Raw genomic sequence first — 12,129 nt, forward strand, 5'->3', positions numbered from 1 at the left:
ACAGAGGGAGCGGCCAGAATGACCCGGCAGATCAGGACCAGTCCTGCGGCGTGTGACCAGAGTCTTCACCAGGCGTACGACACCGCTCTCCTGGACCTGGACGGTGTGGTGTACGCGGGCGGGCGGGCCATCGGCCACGCCGTGGAGTCCCTCGCGGCGGCCCGCGCCGACGGCATGCACCTCGCTTACGTCACGAACAACGCGCTGCGGACCCCCGAGGCCGTCGCCGAGCACCTCGGCGAACTGGGCATCCCGACGGAGGCGGCCGAGGTGATCACCTCGGCGCAGGCGGTGGCCCGGCTGATCGCCGAGCAGGTCGAGCCGGGATCGAAGGTGCTGGTGATCGGCGGGGAGGGGCTGCGGGTCGCGCTGCGCGAACGCGGGCTGGTGCCCGTCGAGTCCGCCGACGAGGAGGGGCTCGCGGCGGTCGTGCAGGGTTACGGCGGGCCGGACCTGGCGTGGGGGCGGTTCGCGGAGGCGGCGTACGCCGTCAACCGGGGCGTGCCGTGGTTCGCGTCGAACACCGACCTGACGATCCCCGGGGCGCGGGGCATCGCGCCGGGCAACGGGGCCGCGGTGGAGGTCGTACGGATCGCCACGGGCGCGGACCCGCAGGTGGCGGGCAAACCGCTGCCGCCGATGCACCGGGAGACGGTGCTGCGGACCGGAGCGCGGCGGCCGCTGGTCGTCGGGGACCGGCTGGACACCGACATCGAGGGAGCCTTCAACGGGGAGGTGGACTCGCTGCTGGTGCTGACCGGGGTGACCGACGCGGAGCAGTTGCTGCGGGCCGAGCCCCGGCACCGGCCGACGTACGTCGACCGGGACCTGCGCGGGCTGCTGTCCGGGCAGCCGGAGGTGGTGCCGGCCGCGGAGGGGTTCCGCTGCGGCGGCTGGACGGCGGTCGCGCTGAACAACGGCGTGCTCGAACTCCGCGAGGGCTCGGAGGGCTCCGAAGCCGAGGGCTCCGCGGGCGACGGGGACGGTACGGGCGGGTCGGACGGCGCCGGCCGGGACCCCCTGGACGGGTTGCGGGCGCTGTGCGCGGCGGCATGGACGGCCGCCGGTGAGGACGTGTGCACGCTCGACGCGGCGAAGGCGCTGACCAGGCTGGGTCTTTAGGTACCTCCCGGGGGTCCGTTCCGGGCGGAGGCTAGGCTAACCTAACCTGCGTGTTGGTTGAGAGTCCCCCTGAATCCGGACCGAGCGCGGCGCCCCCGCCCGACGCCGTCGCCCGCCCACGCCATGCCGCGCGTGCCGCCGGCCTGGCCGGCGCCCTCCTGGTGCTCGCCCTGATCGCGGTGGTGAGCATCGCCGTGGGCGCCAAGCAGATGTCCCTGGAAGAGGTCTGGCACGGTCTCTTCCACTTCTCGGGGACCACTTCGGACGTGGTCGTGCGGGACCTCCGGGTCCCGCGCACCCTTCTCGGGCTGATGGTCGGGCTCGGACTCGGCCTGTCCGGGGCGGTGATGCAGGCGCTGACCCGCAACCCGCTGGCCGAGCCCGGCATCCTCGGCGTCAACGCCGGTGCCGCGGCCGCCGTGGTCTCCGCGATCAGCTTCTTCGGCGCGAGTTCGCTGGGCGAGTTCGTGTGGTGGGCCTTCCTCGGCGCCGCCGTCGTCTCGGTCGTCGTGTACGTCCTCGGCGGCAGCCGCAGTGCCACACCGGTGCGCCTCGCCCTCGCCGGTACGGCGGCCAGCGCGGCCCTCGTCGGCTACATCAACGCGGTGCAGCTGATGGACAGCAAGGCACTGGACAAGCTGCGCTTCTGGACGGTGGGCTCGCTGGCCTCGGCCAACATGGACACCGTCCGGCAGGTCGCCCCGTTCCTGCTGGTCGGCGCGGTGCTCGCGCTGTCGCTCGGCCGGCCGCTCAACGCGATGGCCATGGGCGACGACACCGCCCGGGCGCTGGGTGCGAACCTGACGCGGACCCGGATCGGCGCGATGCTCGCCATCACCCTGCTCTGCGGTGCGGCGACCGCCGCCTGCGGGCCCATCGTCTTCATCGGCCTGATGATCCCGCACCTCGTGCGCACGTTCACCGGACCGGACATGCGCTGGGTGCTCGCGTACTCGGCCGTCCTGTCGCCCGTCCTGCTGCTCGGCGCGGACGTCGTCGGCCGCGTCGTCACCCGGCCCGCCGAGCTGCAGGTCGGCGTCGTCACCGCGCTCGTCGGCGGGCCCGTCTTCATCTACCTCGTCCGGCGCAAGAGGATGGCCCAGCTGTGACCGTGACCGCCAAAGCCCGTCCCGTGCGGCTCCCGGGCGGGATATCCCTGCGGATCGAGCGGCGCGCCCTGGCCGTCGGCGTCCTGCTCGTCCTCGCCGCCTTCGTGATGGCCGTCCTGCTCATCGGCACCGGCGACTTCGACATCGCGCCCTGGGACGTCGTGCAGACCCTGTTCGGCAACGGTACCCCCGCCAACGACTTCATCGTCAACGACCTGCGGCTGCCCCGGGTACTGGTCGCCCTGCTGGTCGGCGCGGCCCTGGGGATGGCCGGAGCCGTCTTCCAGTCGGTGACCCGCAACCCGCTGGGCTCGCCCGACCTGCTGGGCTTCTCCTACGGGTCCGCGGTCGGCGCCCTCGTCGTCATCATCCTGCTGAACGGCTCGGCGGGCGAGGTCGCCGTCGGCGCCCTGCTCGGCGGACTGCTGGCCGGTGCCGCCGTCTACCTGCTGGCGTACAAGCGGGGCATCCACGGCTACCGGCTGGTGCTGGTGGGCATCGGCGCGTCCGCGATGCTGCTCGCCGTCATCCAGTACCTGATCACCAAGGCCCAGCTGGTGGAGGCCTCCCGGGCGATGGTCTGGCTGACCGGTTCGCTGGCCGGCCGGGACTGGGCGCAGGTGTGGCCGCTGCTGCTGAGCTGCGCGGTGCTGTTCCCGCTGGTGCTGGGCCAGAGCCGGGCCCTGCGGATGATCGAGATGGGCGACGACGCCGCGTACGCGGTGGGGGTACGGGTGGAGCGCACCCGGCTGCTGCTGATGCTCGCCGCCATCCTGCTCACCACGGCGGCGAGCGCCGCGGCCGGTCCGATCAGTTTCGTCGCGCTGGCCGCTCCGCAGCTGGCGCGGCGGCTGACCCGCTCGCCCGGCGCCAACCTGCTGAGCGCGGCCCTCATGGGCTCGGTGGTGCTGCTGCTGTCGGACTGGGCCTCGCAGCGGGCCTTCGGCGCGGACCAGCTGCCGGTGGGCGTGGTGACCGGGCTGGTCGGCGGTGTCTATCTGCTCTGGCTGCTCGTCACCGAGCGCAAGGCGGGACGTATATGAACCTCAGGAGTGCGCAAGTGCAGCGGTTGACCGCGGAGAACGTGACCCTCGGCTACGACCAGCGGGTCATCGCCGAGAACCTGTCGGTGGAGATCCCCGACAACTCCTTCACGGTGATCGTCGGCCCCAACGCATGCGGCAAGTCCACGCTGCTGCGGGCCCTGTCGCGGATGCTGAAGCCGTCCCGGGGACGGGTGCTGCTGGACGGGCAGGCCATCGGTTCGATGCCCGCGAAGAAGGTCGCCAAGACCCTCGGGCTGCTCCCGCAGTCCTCGATCGCGCCCGACGGCATCACCGTCGCCGACCTGGTCTCGCGCGGCCGGTACCCGCACCAGGGCCTGTTGCGGCAGTGGTCGGCCGAGGACGAGCGGATCGTCACCGAGTCGATGGCCTCGACCGGGGTCGCCGAGCTGGCCGACCGGGCCGTGGACGAGCTGTCCGGCGGGCAGCGGCAGCGCGTGTGGATCGCCATGGCGCTGGCCCAGCAGACCCCGCTGCTGCTGCTCGACGAGCCGACGACGTACCTGGACATCCAGCACCAGATCGACGTGCTGGACCTGTGCGCCGAACTGCACGAGACACAGGGGCGCACCCTCGTCGCCGTGCTGCACGACCTCAACCACGCCGCCCGCTACGCCACGCACCTGATCGCGATGCGGGGCGGGAAGGTCATCGCCGAGGGACCGCCGCAGGAGGTGGTCACCGCCGAACTCGTGGGGAAGGTGTTCGGGCTGCGCTGCCAGGTCATCGACGACCCGGAGACGGGAACGCCGCTGGTGATCCCGGCGGCACGGCGCGCCCGCGCGCAGACGGCCGCCGGGGCGTAGCGGACGTAGCGGGGTGACGTGCCCGGGGCCGGGGCCCCGGGCACGTCAGAGCAGGCTCTTCAGCCGCAGCAGGTCGCGGATGCCGGCCTCCAGCCGGACCCGGCCGGAGGCCCAGGCCTTCGCGAACTTCAGCTCGCCCGCGACCAGCGCGACCAGGTCGTCGCCGGTCATCGCGAGGCGGATCTCGGCCTTCCGGGCCGGCGGGCCCGGGGTGACCGCGTCCACCCGGATCCGGCCCCCGTCGAGGCGGCCCGTGAACGTCTGGTCCAGGTCGGTGATGTGGCAGCTGAGGGAGCGGTCGAAGGCGGCCGCGCCGCGCACGCCTTCCTCGGCCCGCGCGAGGTTGCCGGAGAGTTCGTCGAGTGCGTCACGGCACTCCTGGATCGTAGCCATCGTGATCACGACCGTACCGCAGAGCCGCGCGCCGCCGCGGGGGCGCTTCGGGGTAGCGTCGTGGCATGACCGACGAAGCAGCCGGGATCCCGGCGGAGGCCCGGACCGCGGACGGATCCGGGGCCGGGCCCGCGGCCGGGCCCGCGGCCGGGCCCGCGGCCGGGGCCGGGCCCGGAGCCGCCGACGGGCCGGCCGGGCCCGTCCCGCTGGGCGTCGTACGCACCCCCACCGGCCACGCCGGGGTGGACGCGCACCTGGCGCGGCTGGCGGACGCGGACCACCTCGGGGCGGACGGACACGTCGAGGTGTACGAGGATGTCCACCGGGGGCTGCGTGCGGCGCTGACGGCGCTGGACGCACCTCCCGCCCCCGGACCGTACGAAAACAGGAGCTGAACCGAACGTGGCAGGAGTGGCACGCCGCCGCCTGGACGCCGAACTGGTACGCCGCAGCATGGCCCGCTCGCGCGAGCACGCCGCGCAGCTGATCGCCGCGGGCCGGGTGACCGTCGGAGGCGCCACCGCGACCAAGGCGGCCACCCAGGTCGAGACCAGCGCGGCCCTCGTGGTCCTCAAGGACGACGCGGACCCCGACTACGTCTCGCGCGGCGGACACAAGCTCGCCGGCGCCCTCGCGGCCTTCCGGCCGCAGGGGCTGCGGGTCGAGGGCCGCCGGGCACTGGACGCCGGCGCGTCCACCGGCGGCTTCACCGACGTGCTGCTGCGCGCGGGCGTGGCCCACGTGATGGCCGTCGACGTGGGCTACGGGCAGCTCGCCTGGTCGCTGCAGAGCGACGACCGGGTCACCGTGAAGGACCGGACGAACGTGCGCGAGCTGACGGTCGAGCAGATCGACGGCGTCCCGGTGGACCTCGTCGTCGGCGACCTGTCCTTCATCTCCATCGGCCTGGTACTGCCCGCGCTGGTGCGGTGCACCGCCCCGGACGCCGACCTGGTGCTGATGGTCAAGCCGCAGTTCGAGGTGGGCAAGGAACGGCTGGGCAGCGGCGGCGTCGTGCGCAGCCCGGAGCTGCGGGCGGAGGCCGTGCGCGAGGTGGCGGCCAGTGCGGCGGCACTCGGGCTGGGTGTCCTCGGAGTCACCGCCAGTCCGCTGCCGGGGCCGTCCGGGAACGTCGAGTACTTTCTCTGGCTGAGGGCGGGGGCACCGGCGCTCGACCCGGCGGATGTTGACCGTGCAGTGGCGGAGGGGCCGCAGTGACAGATTCTTCGGGGGAACGGACCGTATTCCTGCTCGCGCACACCGGACGGCCGGCGGCCATCCGCAGCGCCGAGCTGGTCGTCAAGGGGCTGCTGCGCTGCGGGCTGGGCGTACGGGTCTTCGACCACGAGGCGGTGGACCTGCCGCTGCCTCCGGAGGTGGAGATCGTCACCGAGTCCACGCCGGGGGTGCTCGACGGGTGCGAGCTGCTGGTGGTGCTGGGCGGCGACGGGACCCTGCTGCGGGGCGCCGAGTTCGCGCGCGCCTCGGGCGTGCCGATGCTCGGCGTCAACCTGGGCCGCGTCGGCTTCCTGGCCGAGGCCGAGCGCGACGACCTGGACAAGGTCGTGGACCGGGTCGTGACGCGCTCGTACGAGGTCGAGGAGCGGATGACCCTCGACGTGATCGTGCGCACGAACGGCGACGTGCTGCACCGCGACTGGGCGCTGAACGAGGCCGCGGTCCAGAAGGTGTCGCCGGAGCGGATGCTGGAGGTGGTCCTGGAGATCGACGGGCGCCCGGTGACCGGCTTCGGCTGCGACGGGATCGTCTGTGCCACTCCGACGGGCTCGACGGCGTACGCCTTCTCCGCGGGCGGGCCGGTGGTCTGGCCGGAGGTGGAGGCGCTGCTGATGGTGCCGATCAGCGCGCACGCGCTGTTCGCGAAGCCGCTGGTGACCTCGCCGAACTCGGTGCTGGCGGTGGAGGTGCAGAGCGGCACCCCGCACGGCGTCCTGTGGTGCGACGGCCGGCGCATGCTGGAGCTGCCGGCCGGGGCCCGTGTGGAGGTCCGCCGGGGCGCGGTGCCCGTGCGGCTCGCCCGGCTGCACCACGCGTCCTTCACGGACCGGCTCGTCGCGAAGTTCGCGCTGCCGGTGTCGGGCTGGCGCGGCGCGCCCCACTAGGGGGTGTCCGGCGGATCATGGCCGGGCCCGGCCCGCCCGGTCGCGCCTTGCCGCGTTGTCGTCGGTCGCCGACGCTCCGCGTCGACTCCCTCCTCCGCCTTGCAATCCACGGCACCGGACAGCCCGGGCTGTCCGACCTTGATCCGCCGGACACCCCCTAGGGGTGTCCGGCGGATCGGGCCGGGCGAGGCGGTGCACGGGACCTCGCCGGTGCAAGCACGGTGGCGCCGGGCGGTGTTGTCGTTCAGGCGCCGCCGCGAGACACTTAATAGCACATGCGTTCGCAAAACTCGGGACGGGTGACGTCACATGGCACCGGGGAAACCTCGGTATCGTCGTCCCGTGCTTGAGGAGATGCGGATACGGTCGCTCGGGGTCATCGACGACGCGGTGGTCGAGCTGTCGCCCGGTTTCACCGCGGTGACCGGCGAGACCGGCGCGGGCAAGACGATGGTCGTCACCAGCCTCGGGCTGCTGCTCGGCGGTCGCGCCGACCCGGCCCTGGTACGGATCGGGGCCAAGGCGGCGGTGGTCGAGGGCCGCATCGTCATGCGCCCGGACGCCCCCGCGGCGCTGCGCGCCGAGGAAGCCGGGGCCGAGCTCGACGACGGCGCGCTGCTGATCAGCCGGACCGTGTCCGCCGAGGGGCGGTCGCGCGCCCACGTCGGCGGCCGCTCCGTGCCCGTCGGCCTGCTCGGCGAACTCGCCGACGACCTCGTCGCCGTACACGGACAGACCGACCAGCAGGGCCTGCTCCGGCCGGCCCGGCAGCGACAGGCGCTCGACCGGTACGCCGGTGACGCCGTCGCCGTCCCGCTGGAGAAGTACGTCTCGGCCTACCGCAGGCTGCGCGCGGTCGCCGTGGAACTCGACGAGATCACCACCAGGGCCCGGGAACGGGCCCAGGAGGCGGACCTCCTCCGCTTCGGGCTGGACGAGATCGCGGCCGTGGAACCGGTGGCCGGCGAGGACACCGAGCTGGCGGCCGAGGCGGAGCGGCTCGGGCACGCCGAAGCGCTGGCCTCCGCGGCCCAGACGGCGCACGCCGCGCTCGCGGGCAACCCCGAGGACCCCGAGGCCATCGACGCGAACATGCTCGTCGCCGGGGCCCACCGGGCACTGGAATCCGTACGGTCGCACGACCCGGCCCTCGGCGCGCTCGCCGAGCGGATCGGGGAGCTGGGCATCCTGCTGTCCGACGTCGCCGGGGAACTGGCGGGATACGCCGACGACCTCGACGCCGACCCGCTGCGGCTGGCCGCGGTGGAGGAGCGCCGGGCCGCCCTGACCCAGCTGACCCGCAAGTACGGCTCCGAGGGCACCGTCGACGCCGTACTGGAGTGGGCCGAGCAGGGTGCCGCGCGGCTGCTGGAACTGGACGGTGACGACGAGCGGATCACCGAGCTGACCGCGGAGCGGGACGGCCTGCGTGCCGAACTGTCGCTGCTGGCCCAGGCGCTGACCGACGCGCGGGTGGAGGCGGCGACCCGCTTCGCCTCCGCGGTCACGCAGGAGCTGGCGTCGCTGGCGATGCCGCACGCCCGGGTGACGATCGACATCCGGCAGACCGAGGACCCCGAAGGAGTGGACGTGGACGGCCGCCCGGTCGCCTACGGTCCCTCCGGTACCGACGAGGTCGAACTGCTGCTGGCCCCGCACCCGGGGGCCCAGCCGCGGCCGATCGCCAAGGGCGCCTCGGGCGGTGAGCTTCTCCCGGGTGATGCTCGCGGTCGAGGTCGTCTTCGCGGGCACCGACCCGGTGCCCACCTACCTCTTCGACGAGGTCGACGCGGGCGTCGGCGGCAAGGCGGCGGTCGAGATCGGCCGGCGCCTGGCGAAGCTCGCCCGGACGGCGCAGGTCGTCGTCGTCACCCACCTGCCACAGGTCGCGGCCTTCGCCGACCGGCAGCTGCTGGTGGAGAAGACCAACGACGGCTCGGTCACCCGCAGCGGTGTCACCGTCCTGGAGGGCGAGGACCGCGTCCGCGAGCTCTCGCGCATGCTCGCCGGGCACGAGGACTCCGTCTCCGCGCGGGCGCACGCGGAGGAACTGCTGGAGGCGGCGCGCGCCGACGCGTGAGCCCGTACACCGGCCGGAGGGCCCGGAACGCGTGACGTTCCGGGCCCTCCGCTTGTCCGCGAACGACCGGTTCGGACCCGAAATAGACCGATCGGCGCGTCACGCTCCGGATTCCACTTAAGCCGTGTGGGTGAGGCTCGGGGGTGTCCGGCCGTATCTCGCACAGGATCCGCACCCATATGGTCCCGGAACGCGCGTACGGACTGGCATCCTTGGCGACGTCTCTGACTCCCCTCACCCTGGAGCTTCGGCCCGTGAGCAGCTCCCCGGTCTCCACCCCCGCCGCGGCACAGCCCTACGGGCGCCCGCTGCGCACCGTCCACGTGCTCGGAGACGGTGCGGGCGCGGGCAGTTGCACGCACGTCCGCTCGCTCGCCACCGGGCTCGCCGCACGCGGGGTACGGGTCACGGTGTGCGCGCCCGTCCAGGCGGAGGGGGAGTACGACTTCACCGGTGCCGGGGCGGAGTTCGCGCCCGACGCGGTGAGCGTGCTGCGGGCGGCGTGCGCCGGTGCGGACGTCGTGCACGCGCACGGGGTGCGGGCCGGACTGCGGGCCGCGCTGGCCATACGGGGACGACGGGTGCCGCTCGTGGTGAGCTGGCACGGCCAGGGCCCGACGGCGCCCGGCGCGCTCGGCCGGCTGAGCCGGATACTGGAACGGCGCGTGGCGCGGGCCGCCGCGGTGGTGCTCGGAGCCTCCTCGGACCTCGTGGACCTCGCGCGGCAACGGGGCGCGAGGGACGCGCGGCTGGCGCCCGTGGCGGTCCCCGCCGCCCCGGAGGGGACGTCGGACCCGGGCAAACTGCGGGCGGAACTCGGCGTGGTGGAACGGCCGTTGCTCATCGCGGTCGGCAGCCTGGTGGCGCACCGCGGGTACTCGGTCCTGCTCGACGCCGCACGCGAGTGGCGGGCCCTGGAGCCCGCGCCGCTGCTGGTGATCGCGGGCGAGGGGCCGCTGCGGGCCGAACTGGCCCGGCGGATCGACGCGGAGGGGCTCCCCGTCCGGCTGCTCGGCCGCCGCCGGGACGCGGCGCAGCTGCTGGCGGCGGCGGACCTGGCGGTGCTGCCGAGCCGTTGGGAGGCGCGGGCCCTGCCGGCGCAGCAGGCGCTGCGGGCGGGCGTGCCGTTGGTCGCCACGGCGGTGGGCGGGGTGCCGGAGCTGGTGGGGGACGGCGCGGTGCTCGTCCCGCCGGGGGAGGCGCACGCCCTCGCCTCGGCCGTGACCGGCCTGCTGGCCGACCCGGCCCGCCGGGCCGACCTGGCGGCGGCGGGGCGCATCCAGGCGGCGACGTGGCCGTCGGAGGACGACACGGTGGCCCAGATCCTGTCGGTCTACGACGAACTGACGGAACGCCGCCGCTAGGTCTTGTCGTCACAGTGGCGCCGGTCAGGCCCGCGGTGTCCGGTGCCGTGCATCGCAACGCGGAGGGGCGCCCGAGTGCTGGACGTACTTGGGCGCCCCGACAACGCGGCGAGGTGCGGTGCCGGGCTCCGCGGGCCAGGTGCAACTTTGACGACAGGGCCCAGGGGATGGCCCGGCGTACCCGGCCTCGCCGCCGCCTTTTCCAGCCTCGGCGGCGTGTGAGGCGCGGGTCCGGGCAGCGCCCGGGGAACGGTGGAAGGGCGGGCAGGGGATGAGCGCCGCAGGGCCGCCCCGTCGCATCCGGCCGCGCCACCGCTCCGGGGGTCCGCCCCGTGCCCCGCGCCTCGAACGCCGGCGGGGCTGAGGTGGCCGGATTCCGCTCCTCGCACGCCCGCGGGGCTGACACGGCCGGGCGGTGCGAAGGGGCGCGTCACGACGGCTGGGCGTGGCGGCGGGCGCGGAGGGCCAGGCTGAGGGAGAGGACCGTCTCCGGGTCGTCCAGGTCCGTGCCCAGCAGCTCCGAGATGCGCGCCAGGCGGTTGTAGAGGGTCTGCCGGTTCAGGTGCAGCTCGCGGGCCGTCTCCGCCTTGCGCCCCGCATGGGCCAGGTACGTCTCCAGCGTCGGCAGCAGCGGCGGCCGCGACGCCGCGTCGTGCGCCCGCAGCGGACCGATCGCCCGGTCCACGAAGGCCGCCAGGTCGGGGTGTTCGCGCAGCCGCCACAGCAGCAGGTCGATGTCGAGGCGGCGGGCGTCGTACCAGGGGCGGGCCGGCAGGCCGTGCGCCGCCGTCGCCGTCTCCGCCGCGTGCCGCAGGCCCGCCGAGGCGGCCGCCCAGCCGCCCGCGACGCCGACGACGACGGCCGGCGGGGCGGTGGCCCGGTCCAGGCCTGCGCGTTCGACACCGGCCCGCAGGGCCGCCGCGACCCGGTCGGCCACCGCCGTGCGCTCCGACTCCGCCCGCAGCGACACCAGCAGCGGTACCCGGCCCTCGACCGGGCGGACGCCCAGCAGGACCGGGACCCCGACCGACGACAGCTCCTCCAGGACCGCCCGGGCCAGGACGGCCCAGTTGCCCGACGGGCCGAGGTCCGAGAGCCGCATCACCACCGGCAGCAGCGGCCCGGCGCCCGGCTTGAAACCCAGTACGCGGGCCTGCGCCGGCGCGTCCTCCGCCGAGATGCGGCCCTCCGCGAGGTCCGTGAGGAAGTCGCCGCGACCGCGCGCCGCCAGCTCCTCCTCCTGCCGCGCCTGCATGAGGACCACGGCCAGGACCCCGGCCGTCCGCTCCGCCGCCATCCGGTGCACCGGGAGCAGCGGTCCCGAGACGCCGACCAGGACCACCCGGGCCCGCACCGAGCCCGTGCCGTGGCCGCCGCCCGGTACGTCGACCACCACCGTGTTCGCGGACGGTTCCGCCTCGCGCTGGCCGCGCAGCCCCTCCCACACCTGGAGCGGGTCCGCGCCCTGGTCCCCGGCCGAGCTGGCGGCCGCGTACAGCAGCTGCCCGTCCGGGGTCTCCAGGAAGACCGGGTTCCCGGTGAAGTCGGCCAGGATGCGCAGCACCTGCGGGATGCCCCCGCCGCCCAACAGGGCCTCCGTACAGCGCCGGTGGACCTCCTCGGCCCGCTGGAGCAGGGCGTAGTGGCCGTTGACGATCTCGGTGTGGACCTCTTCGGTGACCGCGACGAAGGGCACCTCCCGGTGGAGCTGGACCAGCGGCAGTCCCGCCGCGCGCGCCGTCTCCACGAGCGTCGCGGGCAGCCGGGTGAAGCGCGGTCCCAGTTCGACGACCAGCGCGGCGATCCCCCGGTCCGCGAGGCGGCGTACGAAGGCCCGCTGTTCGGCGGGGCGGGTGCCGAGGCCGAGGCCCGTGGTCAGCAGCAGCTCGCCGCCCTTGAGGAGGGAGGCGATGTTGGGCACCTCGCCCGCGTGCACCCAGCGGACGGTGCGGCCGAGGCGGTCGGCGCACGCGACCACCTCAGGCAGGCCGCTGCGCAGTCCCGGCAGCTCCAGTGCCCGCTGAACCGTGATCCCGCCCTGGTTGTCCATGTCGCGGGACGCTACCAG

The 12,129-nt window shown here is 74.6% G+C and carries 10 protein-coding genes and 1 pseudogene; 9 read left to right on the forward strand and 2 right to left on the reverse strand.

The annotated features are described in order from the left end of the window. The first annotated feature begins 18 nt into the window (after positions 1-18). From AC2RP6_RS29695 to AC2RP6_RS29710, 4 genes are read left to right on the forward strand one after another with little or no spacing between them, the layout of a single operon-like run. On the forward strand, positions 19-1,122 hold the full coding sequence (locus AC2RP6_RS29695; RefSeq protein ID WP_486448956.1) for an HAD-IIA family hydrolase: 1,104 nt from the start codon (positions 19-21) through the stop codon (positions 1,120-1,122). Positions 1,123-1,172: 50 nt separating this feature from the next. After that, a complete protein-coding gene (locus AC2RP6_RS29700) occupies positions 1,173-2,231 on the forward strand; it encodes a FecCD family ABC transporter permease (protein ID WP_486448957.1) in 1,059 nt (352 codons plus the stop codon). A 2-nt stretch (positions 2,232-2,233) separates the two neighbouring features. After that, the gene (locus tag AC2RP6_RS29705; protein ID WP_486450496.1) at positions 2,234-3,274 is read left to right on the forward strand and encodes a FecCD family ABC transporter permease; all 1,041 of its coding nucleotides are present in this window, start codon (positions 2,234-2,236) and stop codon (positions 3,272-3,274) included. Next, positions 3,271-4,101 carry an ABC transporter ATP-binding protein gene (locus AC2RP6_RS29710; RefSeq protein ID WP_486448958.1) on the forward strand — a complete coding sequence of 277 codons (831 nt, stop codon included), beginning with the start codon at positions 3,271-3,273 and terminating at the stop codon, positions 4,099-4,101. Before AC2RP6_RS29705 ends, AC2RP6_RS29710 begins: the two co-directional genes overlap by 4 nt. A gap of 45 nt (positions 4,102-4,146) precedes the next feature. Here the strand turns inward: AC2RP6_RS29710 and AC2RP6_RS29715 are convergent, their stop codons facing one another. Next, the gene (locus AC2RP6_RS29715) at positions 4,147-4,494 is read right to left on the reverse strand and encodes an SCP2 sterol-binding domain-containing protein (protein ID WP_486448959.1); all 348 of its coding nucleotides are present in this window, start codon (positions 4,492-4,494) and stop codon (positions 4,147-4,149) included. 65 nt (positions 4,495-4,559) lie between these two features. On the opposite strand from AC2RP6_RS29715, the gene AC2RP6_RS29720 reads away from it, so the two are divergent. The 5 genes and pseudogenes from AC2RP6_RS29720 to AC2RP6_RS29740 all read left to right on the forward strand — a co-directional run bounded on the left by AC2RP6_RS29720 (position 4,560) and on the right by AC2RP6_RS29740 (position 10,061). Further along, a complete protein-coding gene (locus AC2RP6_RS29720; RefSeq protein WP_486448960.1) occupies positions 4,560-4,889 on the forward strand; it encodes a hypothetical protein in 330 nt (109 codons plus the stop codon). Positions 4,890-4,896: 7 nt separating this feature from the next. After that, the gene (locus AC2RP6_RS29725; RefSeq protein ID WP_486448961.1) at positions 4,897-5,712 is read left to right on the forward strand and encodes a TlyA family RNA methyltransferase; all 816 of its coding nucleotides are present in this window, start codon (positions 4,897-4,899) and stop codon (positions 5,710-5,712) included. Beyond that, complete coding sequence (locus AC2RP6_RS29730; protein ID WP_486448962.1) at positions 5,709-6,617, forward strand: NAD kinase; 909 nt, start codon at positions 5,709-5,711, stop codon at positions 6,615-6,617. Before AC2RP6_RS29725 ends, AC2RP6_RS29730 begins: the two co-directional genes overlap by 4 nt. A gap of 354 nt (positions 6,618-6,971) precedes the next feature. After that, positions 6,972-8,697: pseudogene (gene recN, locus AC2RP6_RS29735) on the forward strand (DNA repair protein RecN). 254 nt (positions 8,698-8,951) lie between these two features. Further along, positions 8,952-10,061, forward strand: a complete 1,110-nt coding sequence (locus AC2RP6_RS29740) for a glycosyltransferase family 4 protein (RefSeq protein WP_486448963.1) — start codon at positions 8,952-8,954, stop codon at positions 10,059-10,061. A 430-nt stretch (positions 10,062-10,491) separates the two neighbouring features. Here the strand turns inward: AC2RP6_RS29740 and AC2RP6_RS29745 are convergent, their stop codons facing one another. Further along, complete coding sequence (locus AC2RP6_RS29745) at positions 10,492-12,111, reverse strand: PucR family transcriptional regulator (RefSeq protein WP_486448964.1); 1,620 nt, start codon at positions 12,109-12,111, stop codon at positions 10,492-10,494. Between the last annotated feature and the right edge of the window lie 18 nt (positions 12,112-12,129).

It is taken from the genome of Streptomyces sp. WAC03905, assembly GCF_057371075.1.

Bases quoted from the DNA above. Each gene is read 5' to 3' on its own strand.
- AC2RP6_RS29695 (WP_486448956.1), top strand. From the start codon at position 19: ATGACCCGGCAGATCAGGACCAGTCCTGCGGCGTGTGACCAGAGTCTT.
- AC2RP6_RS29710 (WP_486448958.1), top strand. From the start codon at position 3,271: ATGAACCTCAGGAGTGCGCAAGTGCAGCGGTTGACCGCGGAGAACGTG.
- AC2RP6_RS29715 (WP_486448959.1), bottom strand. From the start codon at position 4,494: ATGGCTACGATCCAGGAGTGCCGTGACGCACTCGACGAACTCTCCGGC.
- AC2RP6_RS29720 (WP_486448960.1), top strand. From the start codon at position 4,560: ATGACCGACGAAGCAGCCGGGATCCCGGCGGAGGCCCGGACCGCGGAC.
- AC2RP6_RS29745 (WP_486448964.1), bottom strand. From the start codon at position 12,111: ATGGACAACCAGGGCGGGATCACGGTTCAGCGGGCACTGGAGCTGCCG.